Annotated in this window: 20 protein-coding genes; 12 read left to right on the top strand and 8 right to left on the bottom strand. The window is 64.3% G+C overall.

Features of this window, described 5'->3' with window-relative positions:
- The first annotated feature begins 90 nt into the window (after positions 1–90).
- Positions 91–1,545, top strand: a complete 1,455-nt coding sequence (gene xylB / locus NKH70_RS00450; RefSeq protein WP_352915243.1) for a xylulokinase — start codon at positions 91–93, stop codon at positions 1,543–1,545.
- Positions 1,546–1,583: 38 nt separating this feature from the next.
- Here xylB and NKH70_RS00455 read toward each other — a convergent pair whose 3' ends face one another.
- The gene (locus tag NKH70_RS00455) at positions 1,584–1,946 is read right to left on the bottom strand and encodes a nuclear transport factor 2 family protein (protein ID WP_352915107.1); all 363 of its coding nucleotides are present in this window, start codon (positions 1,944–1,946) and stop codon (positions 1,584–1,586) included.
- Between the two features lie 109 nt (positions 1,947–2,055).
- Between NKH70_RS00455 and xylA the strand changes: the two genes are divergently transcribed.
- Positions 2,056–3,381 (top strand): xylose isomerase, encoded by a 1,326-nt coding sequence (gene xylA, locus NKH70_RS00460; protein ID WP_352915104.1) that lies wholly within the window; start codon positions 2,056–2,058, stop codon positions 3,379–3,381.
- A gap of 83 nt (positions 3,382–3,464) precedes the next feature.
- Here xylA and NKH70_RS00465 read toward each other — a convergent pair whose 3' ends face one another.
- Entirely contained in the window at positions 3,465–4,097 is a 633-nt protein-coding gene (locus tag NKH70_RS00465) for a TetR/AcrR family transcriptional regulator (protein WP_353024762.1), read from the bottom strand.
- A gap of 93 nt (positions 4,098–4,190) precedes the next feature.
- On the opposite strand from NKH70_RS00465, the gene NKH70_RS00470 reads away from it, so the two are divergent.
- Together NKH70_RS00470 and NKH70_RS00475 are read left to right on the top strand one after the other, a co-directional pair.
- Positions 4,191–4,847 (top strand): O-methyltransferase, encoded by a 657-nt coding sequence (locus NKH70_RS00470; RefSeq protein WP_352915099.1) that lies wholly within the window; start codon positions 4,191–4,193, stop codon positions 4,845–4,847.
- A 163-nt stretch (positions 4,848–5,010) separates the two neighbouring features.
- A complete protein-coding gene (locus tag NKH70_RS00475; protein WP_352915096.1) occupies positions 5,011–5,220 on the top strand; it encodes a hypothetical protein in 210 nt (69 codons plus the stop codon).
- Positions 5,221–5,226: 6 nt separating this feature from the next.
- Here the strand turns inward: NKH70_RS00475 and NKH70_RS00480 are convergent, their stop codons facing one another.
- A complete protein-coding gene (locus NKH70_RS00480; RefSeq protein ID WP_352516932.1) occupies positions 5,227–6,207 on the bottom strand; it encodes a GlxA family transcriptional regulator in 981 nt (326 codons plus the stop codon).
- 76 nt (positions 6,208–6,283) lie between these two features.
- On the opposite strand from NKH70_RS00480, the gene bcoG reads away from it, so the two are divergent.
- The 7 genes from bcoG (at position 6,284) to NKH70_RS00515 (ending at position 13,995) form a co-directional block, all read left to right on the top strand.
- Positions 6,284–7,195, top strand: coding sequence for a 3-dehydrocarnitine:acetyl-CoA trimethylamine transferase BcoG (bcoG, locus tag NKH70_RS00485; RefSeq protein WP_352915093.1), 912 nt, complete (start codon positions 6,284–6,286; stop codon positions 7,193–7,195).
- A gap of 31 nt (positions 7,196–7,226) precedes the next feature.
- Entirely contained in the window at positions 7,227–7,856 is a 630-nt protein-coding gene (locus tag NKH70_RS00490) for an HD domain-containing protein (RefSeq protein ID WP_352915090.1), read from the top strand.
- Positions 7,853–8,926, top strand: a complete 1,074-nt coding sequence (locus tag NKH70_RS00495; RefSeq protein WP_352915087.1) for a 3-hydroxyacyl-CoA dehydrogenase NAD-binding domain-containing protein — start codon at positions 7,853–7,855, stop codon at positions 8,924–8,926. The genes NKH70_RS00490 and NKH70_RS00495 overlap by 4 nt, the downstream gene beginning before the upstream one ends.
- 4 nt (positions 8,927–8,930) lie before the next feature.
- Complete coding sequence (locus NKH70_RS00500; protein ID WP_352915084.1) at positions 8,931–10,094, top strand: acyl-CoA dehydrogenase family protein; 1,164 nt, start codon at positions 8,931–8,933, stop codon at positions 10,092–10,094.
- A 3-nt stretch (positions 10,095–10,097) separates the two neighbouring features.
- A complete protein-coding gene (locus NKH70_RS00505; protein WP_352915082.1) occupies positions 10,098–12,176 on the top strand; it encodes an acetate--CoA ligase family protein in 2,079 nt (692 codons plus the stop codon).
- The gene (locus tag NKH70_RS00510; protein ID WP_353024763.1) at positions 12,169–12,951 is read left to right on the top strand and encodes a carnitinyl-CoA dehydratase; all 783 of its coding nucleotides are present in this window, start codon (positions 12,169–12,171) and stop codon (positions 12,949–12,951) included. Before NKH70_RS00505 ends, NKH70_RS00510 begins: the two co-directional genes overlap by 8 nt.
- A gap of 102 nt (positions 12,952–13,053) precedes the next feature.
- Positions 13,054–13,995: an alpha/beta hydrolase gene (locus NKH70_RS00515; RefSeq protein WP_352717237.1), complete on the top strand. Its 942-nt coding sequence runs from the start codon at positions 13,054–13,056 to the stop codon at positions 13,993–13,995.
- A gap of 46 nt (positions 13,996–14,041) precedes the next feature.
- Here the strand turns inward: NKH70_RS00515 and NKH70_RS00520 are convergent, their stop codons facing one another.
- The 3 genes from NKH70_RS00520 to NKH70_RS00530 form a co-directional block, all read right to left on the bottom strand.
- Positions 14,042–14,308, bottom strand: a complete 267-nt coding sequence (locus NKH70_RS00520) for a hypothetical protein (protein ID WP_352915079.1) — start codon at positions 14,306–14,308, stop codon at positions 14,042–14,044.
- A gap of 99 nt (positions 14,309–14,407) precedes the next feature.
- The gene (locus tag NKH70_RS00525) at positions 14,408–15,193 is read right to left on the bottom strand and encodes a DUF899 domain-containing protein (RefSeq protein WP_023677589.1); all 786 of its coding nucleotides are present in this window, start codon (positions 15,191–15,193) and stop codon (positions 14,408–14,410) included.
- A gap of 157 nt (positions 15,194–15,350) precedes the next feature.
- On the bottom strand, positions 15,351–15,905 hold the full coding sequence (locus tag NKH70_RS00530) for an autotransporter (protein ID WP_352911644.1): 555 nt from the start codon (positions 15,903–15,905) through the stop codon (positions 15,351–15,353).
- 99 nt (positions 15,906–16,004) lie between these two features.
- Here NKH70_RS00530 and NKH70_RS00535 point away from each other — a divergent pair, with 99 nt between their 5' ends.
- Positions 16,005–16,751 carry a GntR family transcriptional regulator gene (locus NKH70_RS00535; RefSeq protein WP_352911647.1) on the top strand — a complete coding sequence of 249 codons (747 nt, stop codon included), beginning with the start codon at positions 16,005–16,007 and terminating at the stop codon, positions 16,749–16,751.
- A 61-nt stretch (positions 16,752–16,812) separates the two neighbouring features.
- Here NKH70_RS00535 and NKH70_RS00540 read toward each other — a convergent pair whose 3' ends face one another.
- Together NKH70_RS00540 and NKH70_RS00545 are read right to left on the bottom strand one after the other, a co-directional pair.
- Complete coding sequence (locus NKH70_RS00540) at positions 16,813–18,471, bottom strand: FAD-binding dehydrogenase (RefSeq protein WP_352911649.1); 1,659 nt, start codon at positions 18,469–18,471, stop codon at positions 16,813–16,815.
- Between the two features lie 59 nt (positions 18,472–18,530).
- On the bottom strand, positions 18,531–19,517 hold the full coding sequence (locus tag NKH70_RS00545) for a Gfo/Idh/MocA family protein (RefSeq protein ID WP_352490432.1): 987 nt from the start codon (positions 19,515–19,517) through the stop codon (positions 18,531–18,533).
- Positions 19,518–19,568: the final 51 nt, after the last annotated feature.

Genomic DNA, 19,568 nt, shown 5'->3' on the forward strand with positions numbered 1-19,568 from the left:
GCCGGGATATCTTCACCGCCCGTGTCGCAAGACCGGGACGAGAAGCAAGGAAGACCGTCGCCGCCAGGCATGACGGACATGGGAGGAAACATGTATCTCGGCCTCGATCTCGGCACGTCGGGCGTCAAGGCGCTGCTGATCGATGCGGCGCAGGGCATCGTCGGTTCCGGCCATGCGTCGCTCGACGTGTCGCGTCCGCATCCCGGCTGGTCCGAACAGAACCCGGCCGACTGGACCCGCGCCTGCGAAGCGGCGATCGCCGAGCTGAGGTCCATGCATGCGAAGGAACTCGCGGCGGTCAAAGGCATCGGCCTTTCCGGCCATATGCATGGCGCCACCCTGCTCGATGCCGCCGACCAGGTGCTGCGTCCCTGCATCCTGTGGAACGACACACGCAGCCACGCCGAGGCGGCTGTACTCGATGCCGACCCGCGCTTTCGCAAGCTGACCGGCAACATCGTCTTTCCCGGCTTCACCGCGCCGAAGCTGGCCTGGGTGAAAAACAACGAACCGGCTGTTTTCGCCAAGGTGGCAAAGGTCCTGCTGCCGAAGGACTTTTTGCGGCTCTGGCTCGCCAGCGAGCACATTTCGGAAATGTCGGATTCGGCCGGCACGTCGTGGCTCGATGTCGGCAAACGAGCCTGGTCCGCCGAACTGCTCGCCGCCACGTCGCTCGACGAAAGGCAGATGCCGTCATTGGTCGAAGGCACGGCAAAGGCCGGTGCCTTGCGCGGCGAACTGGCCGCGAAATGGGGCATGCAGGCCGGCATCCCGATCGCCGGCGGCGCCGGCGACAACGCGGCCTCGGCCTGCGGCATGGGCACGGTCGGCGCTGGCCAGGCTTTCGTCTCGCTCGGCACGTCAGGCGTGCTTTTCGCCGCCAACGCGTCCTATCTTCCCAATCCGGAAAGCGCGGTGCACACATTCTGCCACGCACTGCCCGGCACCTGGCACCAGATGGGCGTCATCCTGTCGGCAACCGATTCACTCAACTGGCTGTCGGGGATAGCTGGAAAAAGCGCCGGCGAGTTGACCGCCGAACTTGGCGATGCGCTGCAGGCGCCGACCGGCGTCTCCTTTTTGCCCTATCTCTCGGGCGAACGGACGCCGCACAATGATTCCGCCATTCGTGGCGCGTTTACCGGGCTTGCACACGAGACCGGCCGCGCCGCGCTGACCCAGGCCGTGCTCGAAGGCGTCGCCTTCGCCTTCCGCGACAGCCTCGACGCGCTGGCCAAAGCCGGCACGACGCTGACCCGGGTGACGGCGATCGGCGGCGGCTCGCGTTCGCGCTACTGGCTGAAGGCCATCGCGACAGCGCTTGGCCTGCCCATCGATATTCCAGCCGACGGCGATTTCGGCGCCGCCTTCGGCGCGGCCCGGCTTGGCCTGATTGCGTCGACCGGTGCCGATCCGCGCGCCGTGTGCACGGCGCCGGCGACGGACACCACGGTCGAGCCGGTCGCCGCCCTCGGCGATGCCTACGCGGATGCTTATCAGCGCTACCGGGCGCTTTATCCGGCGATCAGGAGCGCCACGGCGTGAGCGGATTCCCGCCCTCGCCGCGGCCTGCCGAAAAGGCCTCACTGCGCCGGCAGCTTGTCGAGAAAGCCGGTGATGCTTTTCAGCCGGCCATTTTCGATGACGCCGATATCGGTGCCTTCGATGATGGACTCGACGCCGTCCGGCCCGAGGTTCCAGGAGAAGCGGATGGTATCGGCGAAGCCGTCCGGCTTGCCTTTCAGCGAGAACCTGAAGCCGGCAAAGCGCTGCTGCACGCCGTCGATCAGCGCCGCGATGCCGTCATGGCCGTCGCCCTGCATGATCGGATCGCGATAGCCGACGTCCTCGGTGAAGGTCGCCTCGAGCAAGGCTTTCCTGCGCGCGGCGTCGCTCTCGTTCCAGGCGGCGATGTAGTTTTCGGCAATGGTGTTGAGGTCGGTCATGGTCTGTCTCCTTCGTTGAGTGGCTTTGACATGTGCCTTTCACCCAGCACCAACGCGAAACCAATTACGCCTGAGGTAATCAGGCCGAACCATGCGAGAGGAAAAGAACATGACCAGCGGTTTTTTCGGCGATATCCAGCAGATCAAATACGAGGGACCGGATTCGACCAATCCGCTGGCCTACCGGTTCTACAATCCCGACGAGATCGTCGCCGGCAAACGGCTTGAAGACCATCTGCGCTTTGCCGTCGCCTATTGGCATTCCTTTGCCTGGCCGGGCGGCGATCCGTTCGGCGGCCAGACGTTTGACCGGCCATGGTTCCCCAAAGCCGGCGGTGTCGACACGATGGAACTGGCCAAGCTCAAGGCCGACATCGCCTTCGAGATGTTTTCGCTGCTGGGCGCGCCTTATTTCTGCTTCCACGATGCCGATGTGCGGCCGGAGGGCCGGGACTTTTCCGAAAGTGCGGCGCGGCTCGACGAGATCGCCGACTATTTTGCTAAAAAAATGAAGCAGACCGGCGTCAAGCTGTTGTGGGGCACGGCCAACCTGTTCTCCAACCGCCGCTTCATGTCGGGCGCCGCCACCAATCCCGATCCGGACGTCTTTGCCTATTCGGCGGCGACGGTGAAACACTGCATCGACGTCACCAAGCGGCTGAACGGCGAGAACTACGTGCTGTGGGGCGGCCGCGAGGGCTATGAGACGCTGCTCAACACCGACCTTGGCCGCGAGCAGGAACAGGCCGGCCGCTTTCTCAATCTGGTCGTCGACTACAAGCACAGGATCGGCTTCGAAGGCACCATCCTGATCGAGCCGAAGCCTCAGGAGCCGACCAAGCACCAGTATGATTATGACGTCGCCACCGTCTATGGCTTCCTCAAGCGTTTCGGACTGGAGAATGAGGTCAAGCTCAACATCGAGCAGGGCCACGCCATCCTGGCCGGCCATTCGTTCGAGCATGAACTGGCGCTGGCCAATGCGCTCGGCATTTTCGGCTCGATCGACATGAACCGCAACGACTACCAGTCGGGCTGGGACACCGACCAGTTCCCCAACAATGTGCCGGAGATGGCACTGGCCTACTACCAGGTGCTGCAGGCCGGCGGCTTCAAGACCGGCGGCACCAATTTCGACGCCAAGCTCAGGCGCCAGTCGCTCGATCCGCAGGATCTGCTGATCGGCCATATCGGCGGCATGGATTGCTGCGCACGCGGTCTCAAGGCGGCAGCGCGCATGGTCGAGGACAAGGCGCTGTCCGCCCCGCTCGCCAAGCGCTATGCCGGCTGGGATGCGGCCGAGGCCAAGGCGATGCTTGCCGGCAAGCGCACGCTGGAGGAAATCGCCGAGCGCGTCGTCAAGGAAAAGATCGAGCCGCAGCCCAGATCCGGCCGCCAGGAACTGCTCGAAAATATCGTCAACCGGTACGTCTGAGGCGTACCCCGTTCGCGGCCGCATTGTTCAGCGGCCGCGGGATAAAGAGCACTTTCCGCGGGGCTGAGACCGACGACAAGGTCTTAGTCGTGATCGAGGCCTCTCAGGTAGGCGCAAAACATGTCGGCCATGGCGTCGGCGTAGGCTTCGATCTCCGCGGAAGTTCGGGGCGCCTCCGAGAACTGCTTCCCCACCGTACTGAGCGTCGTCACGATCAAGTCGCCGGCCAATTCGCGAGTCACTTGCGCGGCGTTGGGCAGCGCCTCCTGCATGAAGATCTGGATGGTGCGGTCTCCGGACGCCCTTGCCGCCTGCGCCTCAGGCGCATCGCGGTAAAGCGGTGCGGCGTCGTCGAGCGCCACACGCACCGCGGCCTCGTCACACTCCGAGCGGAGGAAGGCGTGGACCAGGCCGCGCAGCCGTTCAAGCGGCGGTTTCCTGATATCCTCGAGGATGTCGCGCAGCAAATCGGTCGTCTGCCGCCATTCGTCGCTCTGGAGCCGGAACAGGATCGCCGCCTTGTTCGGAAAATACTGATACAGCGATCCGACGCTGACACCGGCCATCTCGGCCACCCGTGCCGTGGTGAAGCGCTGTGCGCCTTCTTTCGCCAAAACCTGAACAGCAGCCTGCAAAATCGCAGCGACGAGCTCCGCCGAGCGGACCTGCTTGGGCTGTTTTCGCGAGGAAATCCGCGGACTTCGGTGATCGCTCATTGCGAGGCGCGCCAATGCGATTAGTGAATGCGAATGATTAGTCGTATTTTGAATGCCGCACAAGAACGCATTCAATTTTGACTGGAGACCGCTATGACCACACTGACGACAAAGCCGCTCGCGCCCCTGCTGGACCGCCTGTTCGAGGAAGCCGCTGCGGCAACGAGCCCTGCAGTGGCAGAATTCTCCGCCGAGGAGCGGATGCGCCTGGTTCGAAGCAAGACCGAATACGTCGAGCTCTATGGGCGGCTAAGGGACCTCTGGCTTCCCGTTTCGCGAGAGACCGGCACGCTGCTCTACATGCTGGCACGAGGCAGCGGCGCACGGACGATCGTCGAATTTGGAACCTCGTTCGGCATCTCGACCCTGCACCTTGCCGCAGCCTTGCGGGACAATGGCGGCGGCCGCCTGATCACCAGCGAGTTCGAGCCATCCAAGGTGACGCGCGCCAGGAGTAATCTGACAGCAGGCGGTCTCATTGACATGGTGGAAATCCGCGAAGGAGACGCGCTGCAAACATTAAGCGTCGATCTTCCCGAAACCGTCGACCTGCTTCTGCTCGACGGCGCCAAAGCGCTCTATCCCGAGATCTTGAGTCTGGTTGAAAACCGCCTCAGGCCGGGCGCCTTCGTCGCTGCCGACAACGCCGATCTTTGCCCCGAATACCTCGAGCGGGTGCGCTCGACCGGGAGTGGCTACATGTCCACGCCGTTCGGCGAGGATGTTGAACTGTCGATGCGGCTTGGCTGAAGCACTGCCTGACTGCCGGAACGATCGTGCCCAAGATGGGCGGCGGCGGACAAAACTTTGCCCGGCATCGCCCCTCAATCGCCTCGCTCTTGCCTTCAAACAGCCGTCACGAATCTCGTATATGTGGTTCGTGGCGGGAACAGAAAGAAGGAGGCGAAACGATATGCAGCACGAACGCGAAATCGACGCCCTGCTCTCATCTGGCGAGGCCGGATCGATCATCGACCGGCTGATGGCGCTGCCGTACCCGAAGCAAGGTGCGTTGAGTGCAAACGAATGGGATCGCGCGGTCGCCAGCCGCTTCGAGACCCATCTTGCGAGACAGATGCGCTCGCAGATCGACGGCAACAGCGTCCGCCAGGACGCTGCCTGACCCCTACTATCTCTGGCGCAGCCTGACCGGCGCTTCGCCGAACGCTCTTGAAAACGCTCTGGAAAATGCCGCGGCGGACGAAAACCCCGTTCGCCCGGCAATGTCCGCCATGGCGATGCGCGTGTCGACCACCAGGCGGCGCGCGGCGCCGAGGCGCAGCCTGAGGTAATAAGCGCCGGGCGTTTCGCCGATCGACTTGCGAAAGATGCTTTCCAGCGTCCGTGCCGTCACCCCGGCGCGCTTTGCCACCGCGGCGATGGTCAGCGGCTGGTCGACATGCGCTTCCATCAGCCGGATGGCTTGCGCCAGCCTGGGATCGTAGCCGTCAAGACGGCCGAGCGAGACCAGCGGCTGCGCGTCCGTCGCGGCGCGCGCCTGGTCATAGATGAAGACGCTCGCGACATCGAGCGCCACGGCCATGCCGAGCCGCGTGCGGATCAGATGCAGCATCAGGTCGAAGGTCGGTGAGGCGCCGCCGGAGGTGAACACCGGGCCGTCGATGACGTAGCGGTCGGGGCGCACGTCGACACCGGGAAAGGCCGAAGAGAAATCCTCCATGTCCTCCCAGTGGGTGGTGGCGCTGCGCCCCTCCAGCAAGCCCGCGCGCGCCACCAGCCAGGTGCCGGCCTCGACGCCGCCGCAGGCGCGCGCCGCGCGCGCCGCCCGGCGCAGTCCGGACAGCAGAGCCGATGTGGCATAGTTCTGCGTGCCGAAGCCGGCGACGACGACCAGCATGTCGGTTGTGTCAGCCGCATCGAAGCGGCCGCTGACCGCCACCGGCAGGCCGCATGTGGTGACCGGCGCCTCGCCTGTGACCGAGACCAGCCTGAAATCGAACAGCGTCTCACCGGCAATACGGTTGGCGGCGCGCAACGGATCGACGGCCGACGCGACGCACATGATCGACGAGCCGGAGAATACCAGCAGCGTCACCTTGAGCGGCAAACGTTCGGCACGAAAGATCGTCGGTTTTTCGGTTTTGGTCACACGATCTTCGTAAAACGCAAAACAGTTTCCGGCAAGTCAGGCATTCTTGCCCTACGTTCTATTGGGAGAGTGTCCGATGCCGTTAGCGATGAACCGTGAGGTTTTCATTACCTGTGCCGTGACCGGGTCCGGCGGTTCGCAGGACCGCAGCCCGCACGTGCCGCGTTCGCCCAAGCAGATCGCCGATTCGGCCATCGAGGCAGCAAAGGCAGGTGCGGCGATCGTGCACTGCCATGTGCGCGATCCCGAGACCGGCAAGCCGCGACGCGACGTGCACCTTTATCGCGAAGTAACGGAGCGCATCCGCGCGGCGGATGTCGACGTTGTTTTGAACCTGACCGCCGGCATGGGCGGCGACATGGTGTTCGGCCCGCCGGAGAACCCGCTGCCGCTGAACGAAAAAGCCACCGACATGGGCGGTGCCACAAACCGCATGGAGCATGTGCGCCAGTGCCTGCCGGAAATCTGCACGCTCGACTGCGGCACCATGAATTTCGCCGAGGCCGATTATGTCATGACCAACACGCCCGGCATGCTGCGCGCCATGGGCGGCATAATGACGGCGCTCGGCGTCAAGCCGGAGATCGAGGCCTTCGACACCGGCCATCTGTGGTTCGCCAAGCAATTGGTCGAGGAAGAAGTGCTGAAGCCGGACGCCTTGGTGCAGTTGTGCATGGGCGTGCCGTGGGGCGCGCCGGACGACCTCAACACCTTCATGGCGATGGTCAACAATGTGCCGCCAACCTGGAACTGGTCGGCCTTTGCCATCGGCCGCAACCAGATGGCCTATGTCGCGGCCGCGGTGCTGGCCGGCGGCAATGTCCGCGTCGGGCTGGAGGACAACCTCTGGCTCGACAAGGGGGTGCTGGCGACCAATGCGCAGCTGGTCGAGCGGGCGGTCAGCATCGTGTCGAATATGGGCGCCAGGGTCATCGGCCCGGATGAGGTGCGCAAAAAGCTGAACCTGACGAAGCGCGCACCGCTTTGAAAAGCCGCTAGCCGGTTGGGAGGAGCCGCCGATGAAGACCGTGAAATTCACTGCCATGAAGGACGGCGACCGCGAGGACTATGCCTTCCTCACCGAGCATGAGATCGACTACGCGGCAAAGACCGGTGAGCGTCTGCTCGACGCGCTGATCCAGCTCGACGAAGGCCTGTCCGGCTACAAGATCACCCGGCTCGGCCATTCGCTGCAAGCGGCAACGCGGGCCTGGCGCGACGGCGCCGACACCGACTGGATTGCCTGCGCCCTGCTGCACGATATCGGCGACATCTACGCGCCCTATAATCACGACGAGTATGCAGCCGCCATCCTGAAGCCTTTTGTGCGCGAGCAATGCACCTGGGTGGTGGAGAAGCACGGCGACTTCCAGCGCCTCTATTACGCCCACCACCTCGGCGGCAATCCGCACGCCCGCGACCGTTTCGCCGGGCACATGTATTTCGACGATTGCGATGAGTTTTGCGAACGCTGGGATCAGTCGAGCTTCGACCCGGATTACGAGACATTGCCGATCGATTTCTTCCGGCCCTTCGTGCTCGAAGTGTTCGCGCGCAAGGCCTATGACGCGTCCGTGATCCGTGCCGGCGAGCGTGTCGCCCTCACCGACCCCGCAACAGCCAGGACAAGAACCGGAGCCTCCGCATGAGCATCATCAACAAGGCGGCCGCCATCGGCGGCGGCGTCATCGGCGCCGGCTGGGTGGCGCGGCTGCTGCTCAACGGCATCGACGTGTCGATCTTCGATCCAGATCCCGAGGCGTCACGCAAGGTCGGCGAGGTGATGAAGGGAGCGCGACGCGCCTACAAGCAGATGCTGCCCGGAGGTCTGCCGAAAGAGGGCAAGCTCACCTTCGCCAAGACGATCGCCGAGGCGGTGGCCGATGCCGACTTCATCCAGGAAAGCGTGCCGGAGCGGCTCGACCTCAAGCACCGCGTTCTGGCCGAGATCGACCTCTATGCCCCGGCCAACACAATTGTCGGCTCCTCCACCTCCGGCATCAAGCCGACCGACATGCAGGTGGCGATGAAGAAGCATCCGGAGCGGCTGGTCGTCGGCCATCCGTTCAACCCCGTCTATCTCCTGCCGCTGGTCGAGATCGTCGGCGGCGAACAGACCTTTCCCGAGGCGATCGAAGTCGCCAAGGAGATGTATGCCTCGATCGGCATGAAGCCGGTGGTGATCCGCAAGGAGATCGAGGCCTTCGTCGGCGACCGCCTGCTCGAAGCGGCCTGGCGCGAGGCGCTGTGGCTGGTCAAGGACGGAATCTGCACGGTCGAGGAGCTTGACGACATCATGCGCTATGGCTTCGGCCTGCGCTGGGCGCAGATGGGCATGTTCCAGGTCTATCGCGTCGCCGGAGGCGAGGCCGGCATGCGCCACTTCATGGCGCAGTTCGGCCCGTGCCTGAAATGGCCGTGGACCAAGCTGATGGACGTGCCGGAGTTCAACGACGAGTTGGTCGAGCTGATCGCGACCCAGTCGGACGACCAGGCGCACGGTCTGTCGATCCGCGAGCTCGAAAAGATCCGCGACGACAATCTGGTCTCCATCATGGAGGCACTGTCGAAGCAGAACAAAGGCAAAGGCTGGGGCGCCGGCGCCTTGCATAAGGACTACACCAGGCAGCTGGCCAAGCTTGCGGCCAAGAAGCCCACCGCCTCCAAGGCGGCCGAGAAGGCCAAGGCTGAAAAGCCGAAGAAAAGGAAGAAAGGCTGAGACCATGGATTTTGGTCTTTCGGAGGAGCAGAAGCTCATCGTCGAGACGACGCGGGCCTTCGTCGAGAACGAGCTTTACCCGCATGAGCGCGAGGTCGAGCGCACCGGCGTGCTGCGCCGCGAGCTGATCGAGGAGATCAAGGCCAAGGCGATCGAAGCCGGCCTTTATGCCGCCAACATGCCGGCCGTTGTCGGCGGCGCCGGGCTCGATACGGTGACTTGGCTGCTCTATGAAAAGGAACTCGGCCGCGCCAATTACGCGCTGCATTGGACCTGCGTGGCGCGGCCTTCGAACATCCTTCTTGCCGGCACGCCGGAGCAGCGCGAGAAGTATCTGTTCCCGTGCATTCGCGGCGAAAAATGGGATTGCCTGGCAATGACCGAGCCGGGCGCCGGCTCCGATTTGCGCGGCATGAAGGCAACCGCCGTGCAAGACGGCGACGACTGGGTGCTGAACGGCACCAAGCATTTCATAAGCCACGCTGACATTGCCGATTTCGCCATCGTCTTCATGGCCTCGGGGGAGGAAGAGTCTTCGCGTGGAAAACGCAAGAAGATCACCGCCTTCTTCGTCGACAAGGGCACCAAGGGTTTCACCGTGCGCGACGGCTACCGCAACGTCTCGCATCGCGGCTACACCAACGCCATACTCGAATTCGACGATTGCCGGCTGCCCGCAAGCCAGGTCCTCGGCGAGGTCCACAAGGGTTTCGACGTTGCCAATTCCTGGCTCGGCGCGACCCGCCTTCAAGTCGGCGCCACCTGCCTTGGCCGTGCCGAGCGGGCGCTCGGCCACGCCATCGAATATGCCGCGCAGCGCCAGCAGTTCGGCCAGCCGATCGGCAAGTTCCAGGGCGTGTCGTTCAAACTCGCCGACATGGCGACCGAGTTGAAAGCCGCCGACCTGATGGTGTTCGAAGCCGGCTGGAAGTACGATCAGGGCACCGTCACCGATCAGGACATGGCCATGGCCAAGCTGAAGGCCACCGAAATGCTTGCCTTCGTCGCTGACGAGGCGATCCAGATCCATGGTGGCATGGGGCTGATGGACGACCTGCCGCTGGAACGCATTTGGCGCGACGCCCGTGTCGAGCGCATCTGGGAAGGCACGTCGGAAATCCAGCGCCACATTATTTCGCGGGCGCTGCTGCGCCCGTTCGGGGGCTGATCGATGCACAGACTTGAACGTCTCCTGCGTCCACGCTCCATTGCAGTGTTCGGCGGTGCGCAGGCGGCTGCCGTCGTCGCACAATCGATCAAGATGGGCTTTGCCGGCGAGATCTGGCCGGTGCATCCGAGCAAGGACGAAGTCGCCGGCCGCAAGGCCTATCGCTCGGTGGCCGAGTTGCCCGGTGCGCCGGATGCCGCCTTCATCGGCGTCAACCGGCACTTGACCATCGAAGTGGTCAAGGCGCTGGCCGAGCGCGGCGCCGGCGGTGCGGTCTGCTTCGCCGCCGGCTTCCTCGAAACCGAGGCCTATGACGAGGACGGCGAGCGGCTGCAGGCCGAGCTGGTCGCGGCGGCGGGCCGGATGCCAATCATCGGGCCGAACTGCTATGGGCTGATCAATTACACCGACGGCGCGCTTTTGTGGCCCGACCAGCATGGCGGCATCAGGCTGCCAGAAGGCGGTCGCGGTGTTGCCATCATCACCCAGTCGTCGAACATCGCCATCAATATGACGATGCAGAAGCGCGGCCTGCCGATCGCCTTTCTGATGACCGCCGGCAACCAGGCGCAGACCGGGCTTTCCGAAATGGCGCTCGGCCTGATCGAGGACGACCGTGTCACCGCGCTCGGCTTGCATATCGAGGCTTTCGATTCGGTAGCCGGCTTCGAAAGGCTGGCGGCACGGGCGCGCGAGCTGAAAAAGCCTGTTATCGCCATGAAGGTCGGCCGCTCCGAGCAGGCGCGGCAGGCGACCGTCTCGCATACCGCGTCGCTGGCCGGCTCGGACGCAGCGTCCGGCGCGTTCCTGAAGCGGCTTGGCATCGCCCGTATCGATTCGATCCCGGCCTTCATCGAGGCGCTGAAGCTGCTGCACGTCACCGGACCCCTGCCCGGCTACCGGCTGTCGTCGATGAGCTGTTCGGGCGGCGAGGCGTCGGTGATGGCTGACAGCGCCGAAGGCCGCTGGGTGACGTTTCCGCCACTCACGCCCGAGCACCGCGCGCATGTCAAATCGACGCTCGGGCCGCTGGTCGCGGTGGCCAACCCGCTCGACTACCACACCTTCATCTGGAACAACGAGCCGGCGATGACCGCCACCTTCACCGCCATGGTGTCTGGCGGCTTCGACCTCAACATGCTGGTGCTCGATTTCCCGCGCCCCGACCGCTGCTCGGACACCGACTGGTGGGCGACGCTGCGCGCCTTCGAAGCGGCGCTGAAGACCAACCGCGCGCAAGGCGCGATCGTCTCCTCGCTGCCGGAGAACCTCCCCGAGGAATACACCGCCGGGCTGATGGCGCGGGGCATGGTGCCGCTGTTCGGCATTTCCGAGGCCATGGACGCCGCCCAGGCGGCAGCCTTCATCGGCTGGGCGTGGCGCGAGCCGCAGGCGCAGCCGATCGACACCTCGGCGTCCGGCGCGCCGGCCGGCGACCATGTCACGCCGGACGAGGCCGAGGCGAAGGCGCGGCTCATCGAGGCCCGGCTCCCCGTGCCGAAGGGCGAGCGCGCCGGCAATGCGGTCGAGGCTGTGATCTCCTCGATGGCGCTCGGCTTCCCGGTGGCGCTGAAGGCCCTTGGCGTCATCCACAAATCCGAGCTCGATGCGGTCCGGCTCAACCTCAGGGATGCCGAATCCGTCAGCACCGCGGCGCATGACCTCGGCCCGCTCGGCACCGGGCTTTATGTCGAGCGCATGGTGCGCGATGGCGTCGCCGAGCTGCTGGTCGGCTTCACCCGCGACCCGATGTTCGGCGCGGTGATGACGCTCGGCACCGGCGGCGTGCTGGTCGAGCTGTTGCGCGACAGCGTCACGCTGATGCTGCCGGCGACCCCCGACGATATCGAGGCCGCTTTGCGCGGGCTGAAATTGTTCCCGCTGCTCGACGGTTATCGCGGTCGGCCGAAGGCCGACGTCGCGGCGGCAATCGATGCGATATCAGGCATTGCCGGCTTCGTGCAGCAAAATGCCGGCGAAATCGAGGAGCTCGACATCAATCCGCTGATCGTCTGCACCGAGGGCAAGGGCGCCTGGATCGCCGATGCGCTGCTGGTGCTGGGAGACAAGAAGAATGGCTGAAATCATCACCACCCGCCGCGAGGGCACGATCCTCGAAGTGACGCTCGACCGGCCGAAGGCCAATGCCATCGACTTGAAGACCTCGCGGCTGATGGGCGAGACGTTCAAGGCGTTTCGCGACGATCCCGACCTGCGCGTCGCCATCGTCAAGACCGCCGGCGACAAGTTCTTCTGCGCCGGATGGGATCTGAAAGCCGCGGCCGGCGGCGACGCGGTCGACGGCGATTATGGCGTCGGCGGCTTCGGCGGGTTGCAGGAACTGCGCGATCTCAACAAGCCGGTGATTGCCTGCGTCAATGGCATGGCGGTCGGCGGCGGCTTCGAACTGGCGCTGTCCTGCGACCTCATCTATGCGTCGGATCATTCCTCCTTCGCCCTGCCCGAAATCCGCGCCGGCACGCTGGCCGATGCGGCGACGATCAAATTGCCGAAGCGCATCCCTTATCACGTCGCCATGGACCTTTTGCTCACCGGCCGCTGGATGGATGTCGCCGAGGCGCATCGCTGGGGCCTGGTCAACGAAGTGCTGCCCAAGGACACGCTGGAGGACCGCGTCTGGGAGATCGCCCGGCTGCTTGCCAGCGGCCCGCCGCTGGTCTTCGCTGCGATCAAGGAAACGGCCCGGGTCGCAGAATCGCTGACCTTCCAGGACGCCATGAACCGGGTGATGCGCCGGCAACTGCCGACGGTTGACGCGCTCTACGGCTCGGAGGACAATCTCGAGGGCTTTCGCGCCTTTGCCGAAAAACGCGATCCGGTGTGGAAGGGGAAATGACGCTGAGGAGATGATGGCGATCCTTCACACCCCCCTCTGCCCTGCCGGGCATCTCCCCCGCAAGGGTGTTCAGGCGGATTCTTTGCGATCCATTCAGCGCCCATGACCGACTACAAAAAGCTCATCGACGCCGAGACCTGGTCCTTCATCGAGCGGACCAATTCCTATTATCCGCCCGATACGATCGACTACACTATCGCCGAGCAGCGCGAGATCTATAACCGGATGTGCCGCGAGTTCTTTGCCGGCTATCCCCAAGGCGTCACGGCGGAAACCACCGCCATTGCCACGCCATGGCATCCGGTTCCAATCCGCATCTACCGCGCTCCGGCGCCGGAAACGGCGGCGATGGTGCTTTATTTCCATGGCGGCGGTTTTATGCTCGGCGGGCTCGACAGCCATGACGACCTCTGCGCCGAGCTTTGCAGCCGCACCGGCTACGAAGTGGTTTCGGTCGACTACCGGCTGGCGCCGGAACACCTTCATCCGGCCGCCTTCGACGATGCCATCAGCGCCTTCGAATGGGCGTCGACCACTTACGAACGGCCTATCCTGCTGTGCGGCGACAGTGCCGGCGGTAATCTCGCCGCGTCCGTCAGCCACGCGACGCGCGGCCATGCGCGCAAGCCGATCGGCCAGATCCTAGTCTATCCCGGCCTTGGCGGCGACAGCTCCGCCGGTTCCTATGTCACCCACGCGGAAGCGCCGATGCTTAACGTGCGCGACCTCGTTTTCTACAAGGACATCAGGACCGGTGGCGAGGACCGCACCGGCGATCTCACCTTGTCGCCGCTCGCCGACGCCGACTTTGCCAATCTGCCGCCCACCATCGTGATCACCGCCGAATGCGACCCGCTGTCGTCGGACGGCGAAGCCTATCGCGATCGCATCGTTGCTGCAGGCGGGCGCGCCTGGTGGTTCGAGGAGCCGGGACTGGTGCACGGCTATTTGCGCGCCAGGCACACGGCCGGCCGCGCCCGCTCGAGCTTTACCCGGATTGTCGATGCGGTAGCGGTTTTGGGAAGGGGCGAGTGGATCTGGTGAGGGATGTCTTCCCGACCAGAACGGGCCTTTGTCGGCCGGTACAGCTCTATTTGCGGCGGCGTCGCGGGCCGGAAACCCGCTTCAGCCAAGGTCCCAAATGAAAGGCGCTCATCAGCAGGTACATCGGGACCATGCCGCCCAGCGGTGACGCCTCTTGGCCGGTCGAGCACATCATATCCGGCGCTCCGCCGAGAAGCGTCAGCAGCGCCATGGTTGCGAAGGTCGGCGCGGCCGCAAAGGACAGCCAATCGGCTGCACTATGGCCGGCCGGGCTCGCATCGCCGGCGGATCCGCCTGCATGAATCTCGCTCATGTCCGTTGTCCTGCACAGTGAGCGGGATGCGGTCGAATTGAACCGTGCATCCCGCTCCTCCAATTGTCCTAGCCGCATTTCCGCGACGCCAAAGACGTTCTATTCAGTGCGGTTCCGGAACGCGGCCTCTCCCGCGTCCGACACCTCGACCCACTTTTTGTCGGGAACGGCTTCGGCGCCGTAATTGTCGTGCCAGTTCCACCACTTGTACGTCGGCGTCTGCGGATAGCCCTCGGGCGAATCTTCCCAAACCTCCTGGCGGCCGAGCGGCGACAGGTCGAGATAGCTCCATACCGTCCCCATCGCCTCGTCGCCGCGGTTGTTGATGAAGTAGGTGCGAAACACGCGATCGCCGTCGCGGATGAACACGTTATGACCGTGCCACTCGTCAACGCCGAAGTCGGCATCGAAGCTGTCGGTGATGGTGTACCAGGGCATCTTCCAGTCCATCCGCGCCTTCAGCCGCGCAATGTCGGCCTGCGGTGCGCGCGAGGCGTAGGCAAGCGTGGTGTCGCGGGCGTTCAGATGGGCGAGGTTGCCGACCTGATCGGCCCCCAGCGAGCAGCCGCGGCAAGCGTGGTCGGGCCAGCCGAATACGCCGGGCTCGAAGAAGGCGCGGTAGACGATCAGCTGACGGCGGCCCTCGAACAGGTCGAGCAGGCTGACCTTTCCGTCGGGCCCTTCGAACGTATAGGTCTTCTCCACCGCCATCCACGGCATCCGCCGGCGCTCGGCGGCCAGTGCGTCGCGAGCCCGGGTCACCGTCTTCTCCTTCACGAGCAGTTGCTGGCGCGCGGCTTCCCACGCGTCAGGCGAAACGACCGGTGGTGTCTTCATCGCGAGCCGCGTCGTCTGCTCGCCTGTGCCATTCTGATGTGCCGTCATTGTGCATCTCCCTTGCTGGTTTGTCGCCGCAGGCGCGACGTGTTGGGTCGTGAGATAGGATAGGGGCGATAGCAGATTGGCGAGAGTGACAAGTGTGACGCGATTCCGACGGGTTCGCTGATCACTGCCGACTTTGCCGCCCGTGGCGCCCCCGCGCTCATTCGTGCCCGGACTGCTGAATGGGCCGAGCGCCGGCGAGGTAGCGGTCATTGTCAAACGGCTCGGCCTGGTTGCTGTCCGGGCTCCACAGCTGGCGGTGGGTTCGTGTGAGATCGCCGAGGTAGACATGCAGCGCACCCGATCGCGCGCTGCCTGTATTCGCAACCGAATGCACGGTATTTGACGCCAGATGCACCACGGCAGGCGCTGCGATGTCCTGCCTTTCGGGAACATCGAGTTCGCTGCCAGCAACGGGATAGATGAAGTTCGTCTCGCTGCCCTTGTAGATGCCGATCAAGGCATCCATCCGGTGGTTGTGGGGCGGGTACTGCAGGCCGGGCGACAGCGTGATGTGATAGATCGTCAGGTTCGGGCTCGCATGCAAAAGAACCTCGTCGTCGTCTTCTTCGTGAGCGAGTGTTGCCGATGCGTGAAAACGGTTGGTGTAGTCGCCCAGGACCGTCCTTACCGCTTCGAGGGGATCTGGCCCCTTCGCGGCATTGACGATATCATCGGCAACGGCGTAGAGAGGCGAGTTGGCGGGTAAAGGCATATCAGTTATCCTCCCTGAGATGCTCAGATTTCCAATCTGAGATGCTCACGCTAGCGAAGGCTGATGCCAGCGTCAACCGGACAGCCAGACGGACAAAATATGAAAACGACGAAGTTGAGGGCCGAACCGGCAAGGCCGGCCACGGTCGAGGCGACAGCACTGTCAGCCGCCGACGTCCTTCGCAGGGAACAGGCATATGAGCAGCTGAGGAATGACATCATTGCCTGCGTGCTGCGCCCCGGCGAAGCGCTGACCGAGAAACAGATCGGCGATCGATACCTGATCAAAAAGGCGACGATCCGCGCCGCGCTGGCCCGCCTGATGCAGGAAGGGCTGGTCAGGAGCGAGCCGCGCCGTGGCTACGTCGTCGCGACGCTCAGCCTGCGCGATGTCAACGAGATCTTCGATGTCCGTAGCTTGATCGAACCGGAAGTGTTCAGGGTGGCGGCATCGAACATGACCGAGCGCGGGCTGGAGGACATCAGGCTGGCAGCAAAAAAAGTGCTGAAGCCGGAGACGCTACGCAGTCAAATTGCATTCCTTGCGGCCGATCGTGCCTTTCGTCTGGCCCTTGCGGAGCTCTCGGGAAATCTGCGGCTGGCGCATCTGCTGGACCAGATCCTCGACCAGTCGGCGCGGGTTCTCCACCTCGGGTTCAAGTCGCGCGACTTCACCCAGTTGATCATCGCCCAGCAAAAGGAACTGGTTCTTGCCTGCGAGGCAGGCGACGTTTCCGGCATCGTCAAACTTGCCCGTTCGCAGTGCCTGTATCTCAAGAAGCAGGTGCTCGAGGCTTTGCTTGCAAGTTCCAAGCTTCAGGACGTCAATTTGCAGCCCTTCGCCTAAGGGAAGTTGGCCATTCGGTGCGACCGCCACCTTGGCGCAAACGGCCGCCGCGGGCCTTGTTTCACCCCACCGCGCGTGCCGCCGCCCGTCCAGCGCTGCGGCCGGAAAAGATGCAGCCGCCGAGAAACGTGCCTTCGAGCGCTGCATAGCCGTGCATGCCGCCGCCGCCGAAACCGGCGGCCTCGCCCACCGCGTACAGTCCCTCGACCGGTTGGCCGCCGGCGCCCAGCACCCGGCTGTCGAGGTCAGTCTCAAGCCCGCCGAGCGTCTTGCGGGTCAGGATGCTGAGCCTGACGGCAACCAGCGGGCCATTGGCGGGGTCGAGCAGCTTGTGCGGCCTTGCGGTGCGGATCAGCCGGTCGCCGAGATAAGCTCGCGCACCGCGCAGCGCGGTGATCTGCATGTCCTTGGAGAACGGATTGTCGAGCTGCCGGTCGCGGGCGCGGATTTCGCGCTCGACCTGCCCCAGTTCGAGCAGCGGCTCGCCGCCGGTCAGTGCGTTCATGCGGGCGACCAGCGCCGGCAAATCAGGCTCGACGATGAAATCCTCGCCCTTCTCCATGAACGCATTGACCGGCGCGGGCACGCCGCCGGTGGCGCGGCCGAGCACCTGGCGCCAGCTCTTCCCGGTCAGATCGGGGTTCTGTTCGGAACCCGACAGCGCGAACTCCTTCTGGATGATCTTTTTGGTCAGGATGAACCAGGAATAGTCGTATCCGGTGCTCATGATGTGGCTGAGCGTGGCCAGCGTGTCGAAACCGGGATAAAGCGGCACCGGCAGGCGCTTGCCGCGCGCGTCGAGCCACAGCGATGACGGGCCGGGCAGGATGCGGATCGCATGATCGGTCCAGAGTGGTGCCCAGTTCCTGACGCCCTCGACATAGTGCCACATGCGGTCGCGGTTGATGAGCCTGCCGCCGGCAGCCTCGGCGATCGCCAGCATGCGGCCATCGACATGATCGGGAACGCCGGTGATCATGCGTTTCGGCGGCGCACCCAGCCGCTGCGGCCAATTCTCCCGAACCAGCTGGTGATTGGCGCCGATGCCGCCGGAGGCGACGATGACGGCCTGCGCCTTCAGCTCGAAATCGCCGGCGATCTCGCGCGAGCTCTTGCGGCCGCGCTCGGCATCGCTCGCCGCCAATAGGTCGCCACGCACGCCGTTGACGACGCCGCCCGTCCGGGTCAATTCGTTGACCCGGTGACGGAACCTGAAGCGGATCAATCCGCGCTTCTCGGCCTCGCGCACGCGCTGGACGAACGGTTCGAGCACGCCAGGGCCGGTGCCCCAGGTGATGTGGAAGCGCGGCACCGAATTGCCGTGGCCGACGGCATTGCCGCCGCCGCGTTCGGCCCAGCCGACCACCGGAAAGAATTTCAGGCCGCGCTGCATGAGCCAGGACCGCTTCTCGCCGGCGGCGAAGCCGAGATAGGCCTCGGCCCAGCGGCGCGGCCAGAGATCTTCCGCACGGTCGAAGGCTGCGGTGCCCAGCCAGTCCTCGAGCGCCAGCTCATACGAATCGCGGATGCGCATGCGCCGTTGTTCGGGCGAATCGACGAGGAAGATGCCGCCGAGCGACCAGAATGCCTGACCGCCAAGCGACTGTTCCGGCTCCTGCTCGACGATGATGGTCTTCTTGCCGGCCGCAGTCAGTTCGGCCGCCGCGACAAGGCCGGCAAGGCCGGCGCCGACAATGATCACATCCGCGTCGTCGGGCATCTATTTGACCATGATCTCGTCCAAAAACCGGTCCCCCACTTTTTGGGATCATGGCCGGCCTAGACTGCCTCCCAGCCTTCCTTCTCGCCGGCGCGAAAGATGGCATCGATGACCTTCTGGTTGAGCACGGATTCTTCCAGGGTGAAGACGCGGTCCTTGCCGCCCTGTGCCGCCCGCGCGAAGGCCTCGACTTCCAGCCGGTACTGTTGCGTGCCAGGAAAGCGGAACACCTGCGCCTCGCTGTGGTTCTGGTTGTGCAGCTCGACGCGGTGATGGTCGTAGAGCCCGGCGTTGAACGGTGAGAACACCTCGATGAAGCCCTTCTCGCCGTGGAAGACCATCACCTGGCGTGCCGCCATCTGCGTCGACAGGTAGAAGGACAGCTCGAAGTCGCCGAAATCGGCACGGATCGAGGAATAGATGTCGGTGCCGAATGTCTTGTCGCGCTCGATCGTCGCCTGGACGCGCAGCGGCTCCTTGCCCGTCGAAAAGCGTGTCGACACCGTCGGATAGACGCCGATGTCGGGCAGCGCGCCGCCACCAAGATCGAGCTTGTTGCGCATGTTGTTGGGGTCGACATTGTAATAGGAGAACGCGCCCTGGACATGGCGCAGCCGGCCGATGGCGCCGTTGGCGATCAGCTCGCGCACCTTGATCCATTGCGGATGGTAGACGACCATGAAGGCTTCGCAGACCAGAACCTTCCTGGCATCGCGCAGCTTGATCAGCGGCGGAATGTCCTTGGCATCGAGCGCCAGCGGCTTTTCGACCAGAACATGCTTGCCGGCCTCGATCGCCTTGGCCGTCCATTCGACATGCTGCGAGGTCGGCAGCGGAATGTAGACGCCGTCGATGTCGCTGGAGGCGAGCAGCTCCTCATAGGAGCCGAAAGCGTGGCGCGCGCCGAAGCGTTCACCGAGTGCCCGGGCTTTCGACAGGTCGCGGCTGGCGATCGCCGACAGCACGCCATTCTCCGCCTCGACGATTGCCGGCAAAAGCTGCTCGCGGCCGATCTTGGCCGTCGACAAAACACCCCATCGGAACATCAGGTTTCTCCTCTCGATTGCAGGCCTGGAGGTTTGCCCTAATTCAAGAGA

The sequence above is a fragment of the Mesorhizobium sp. M0991 genome, assembly GCF_040318915.1.
Taxonomy (GTDB): Bacteria; Pseudomonadota; Alphaproteobacteria; order Rhizobiales; family Rhizobiaceae; genus Mesorhizobium.

Bases quoted from the DNA above. Each gene is read 5' to 3' on its own strand.
- NKH70_RS00530 (WP_352911644.1), bottom strand. From the start codon at position 15,905: ATGCCTTTACCCGCCAACTCGCCTCTCTACGCCGTTGCCGATGATATC.
- xylA (WP_352915104.1), top strand. From the start codon at position 2,056: ATGACCAGCGGTTTTTTCGGCGATATCCAGCAGATCAAATACGAGGGA.
- NKH70_RS00470 (WP_352915099.1), top strand. From the start codon at position 4,191: ATGACCACACTGACGACAAAGCCGCTCGCGCCCCTGCTGGACCGCCTG.
- bcoG (WP_352915093.1), top strand. From the start codon at position 6,284: ATGCCGTTAGCGATGAACCGTGAGGTTTTCATTACCTGTGCCGTGACC.
- NKH70_RS00475 (WP_352915096.1), top strand. From the start codon at position 5,011: ATGCAGCACGAACGCGAAATCGACGCCCTGCTCTCATCTGGCGAGGCC.
- NKH70_RS00465 (WP_353024762.1), bottom strand. From the start codon at position 4,097: ATGAGCGATCACCGAAGTCCGCGGATTTCCTCGCGAAAACAGCCCAAG.
- NKH70_RS00535 (WP_352911647.1), top strand. From the start codon at position 16,005: ATGAAAACGACGAAGTTGAGGGCCGAACCGGCAAGGCCGGCCACGGTC.
- NKH70_RS00455 (WP_352915107.1), bottom strand. From the start codon at position 1,946: ATGACCGACCTCAACACCATTGCCGAAAACTACATCGCCGCCTGGAAC.
- NKH70_RS00500 (WP_352915084.1), top strand. From the start codon at position 8,931: ATGGATTTTGGTCTTTCGGAGGAGCAGAAGCTCATCGTCGAGACGACG.
- NKH70_RS00545 (WP_352490432.1), bottom strand. From the start codon at position 19,517: ATGTTCCGATGGGGTGTTTTGTCGACGGCCAAGATCGGCCGCGAGCAG.
- NKH70_RS00510 (WP_353024763.1), top strand. From the start codon at position 12,169: ATGGCTGAAATCATCACCACCCGCCGCGAGGGCACGATCCTCGAAGTG.
- NKH70_RS00520 (WP_352915079.1), bottom strand. From the start codon at position 14,308: ATGAGCGAGATTCATGCAGGCGGATCCGCCGGCGATGCGAGCCCGGCC.
- NKH70_RS00495 (WP_352915087.1), top strand. From the start codon at position 7,853: ATGAGCATCATCAACAAGGCGGCCGCCATCGGCGGCGGCGTCATCGGC.
- NKH70_RS00505 (WP_352915082.1), top strand. From the start codon at position 10,098: ATGCACAGACTTGAACGTCTCCTGCGTCCACGCTCCATTGCAGTGTTC.
- NKH70_RS00490 (WP_352915090.1), top strand. From the start codon at position 7,227: ATGAAGACCGTGAAATTCACTGCCATGAAGGACGGCGACCGCGAGGAC.
- NKH70_RS00540 (WP_352911649.1), bottom strand. From the start codon at position 18,471: ATGCCCGACGACGCGGATGTGATCATTGTCGGCGCCGGCCTTGCCGGC.
- NKH70_RS00525 (WP_023677589.1), bottom strand. From the start codon at position 15,193: ATGACGGCACATCAGAATGGCACAGGCGAGCAGACGACGCGGCTCGCG.
- xylB (WP_352915243.1), top strand. From the start codon at position 91: ATGTATCTCGGCCTCGATCTCGGCACGTCGGGCGTCAAGGCGCTGCTG.
- NKH70_RS00515 (WP_352717237.1), top strand. From the start codon at position 13,054: ATGACCGACTACAAAAAGCTCATCGACGCCGAGACCTGGTCCTTCATC.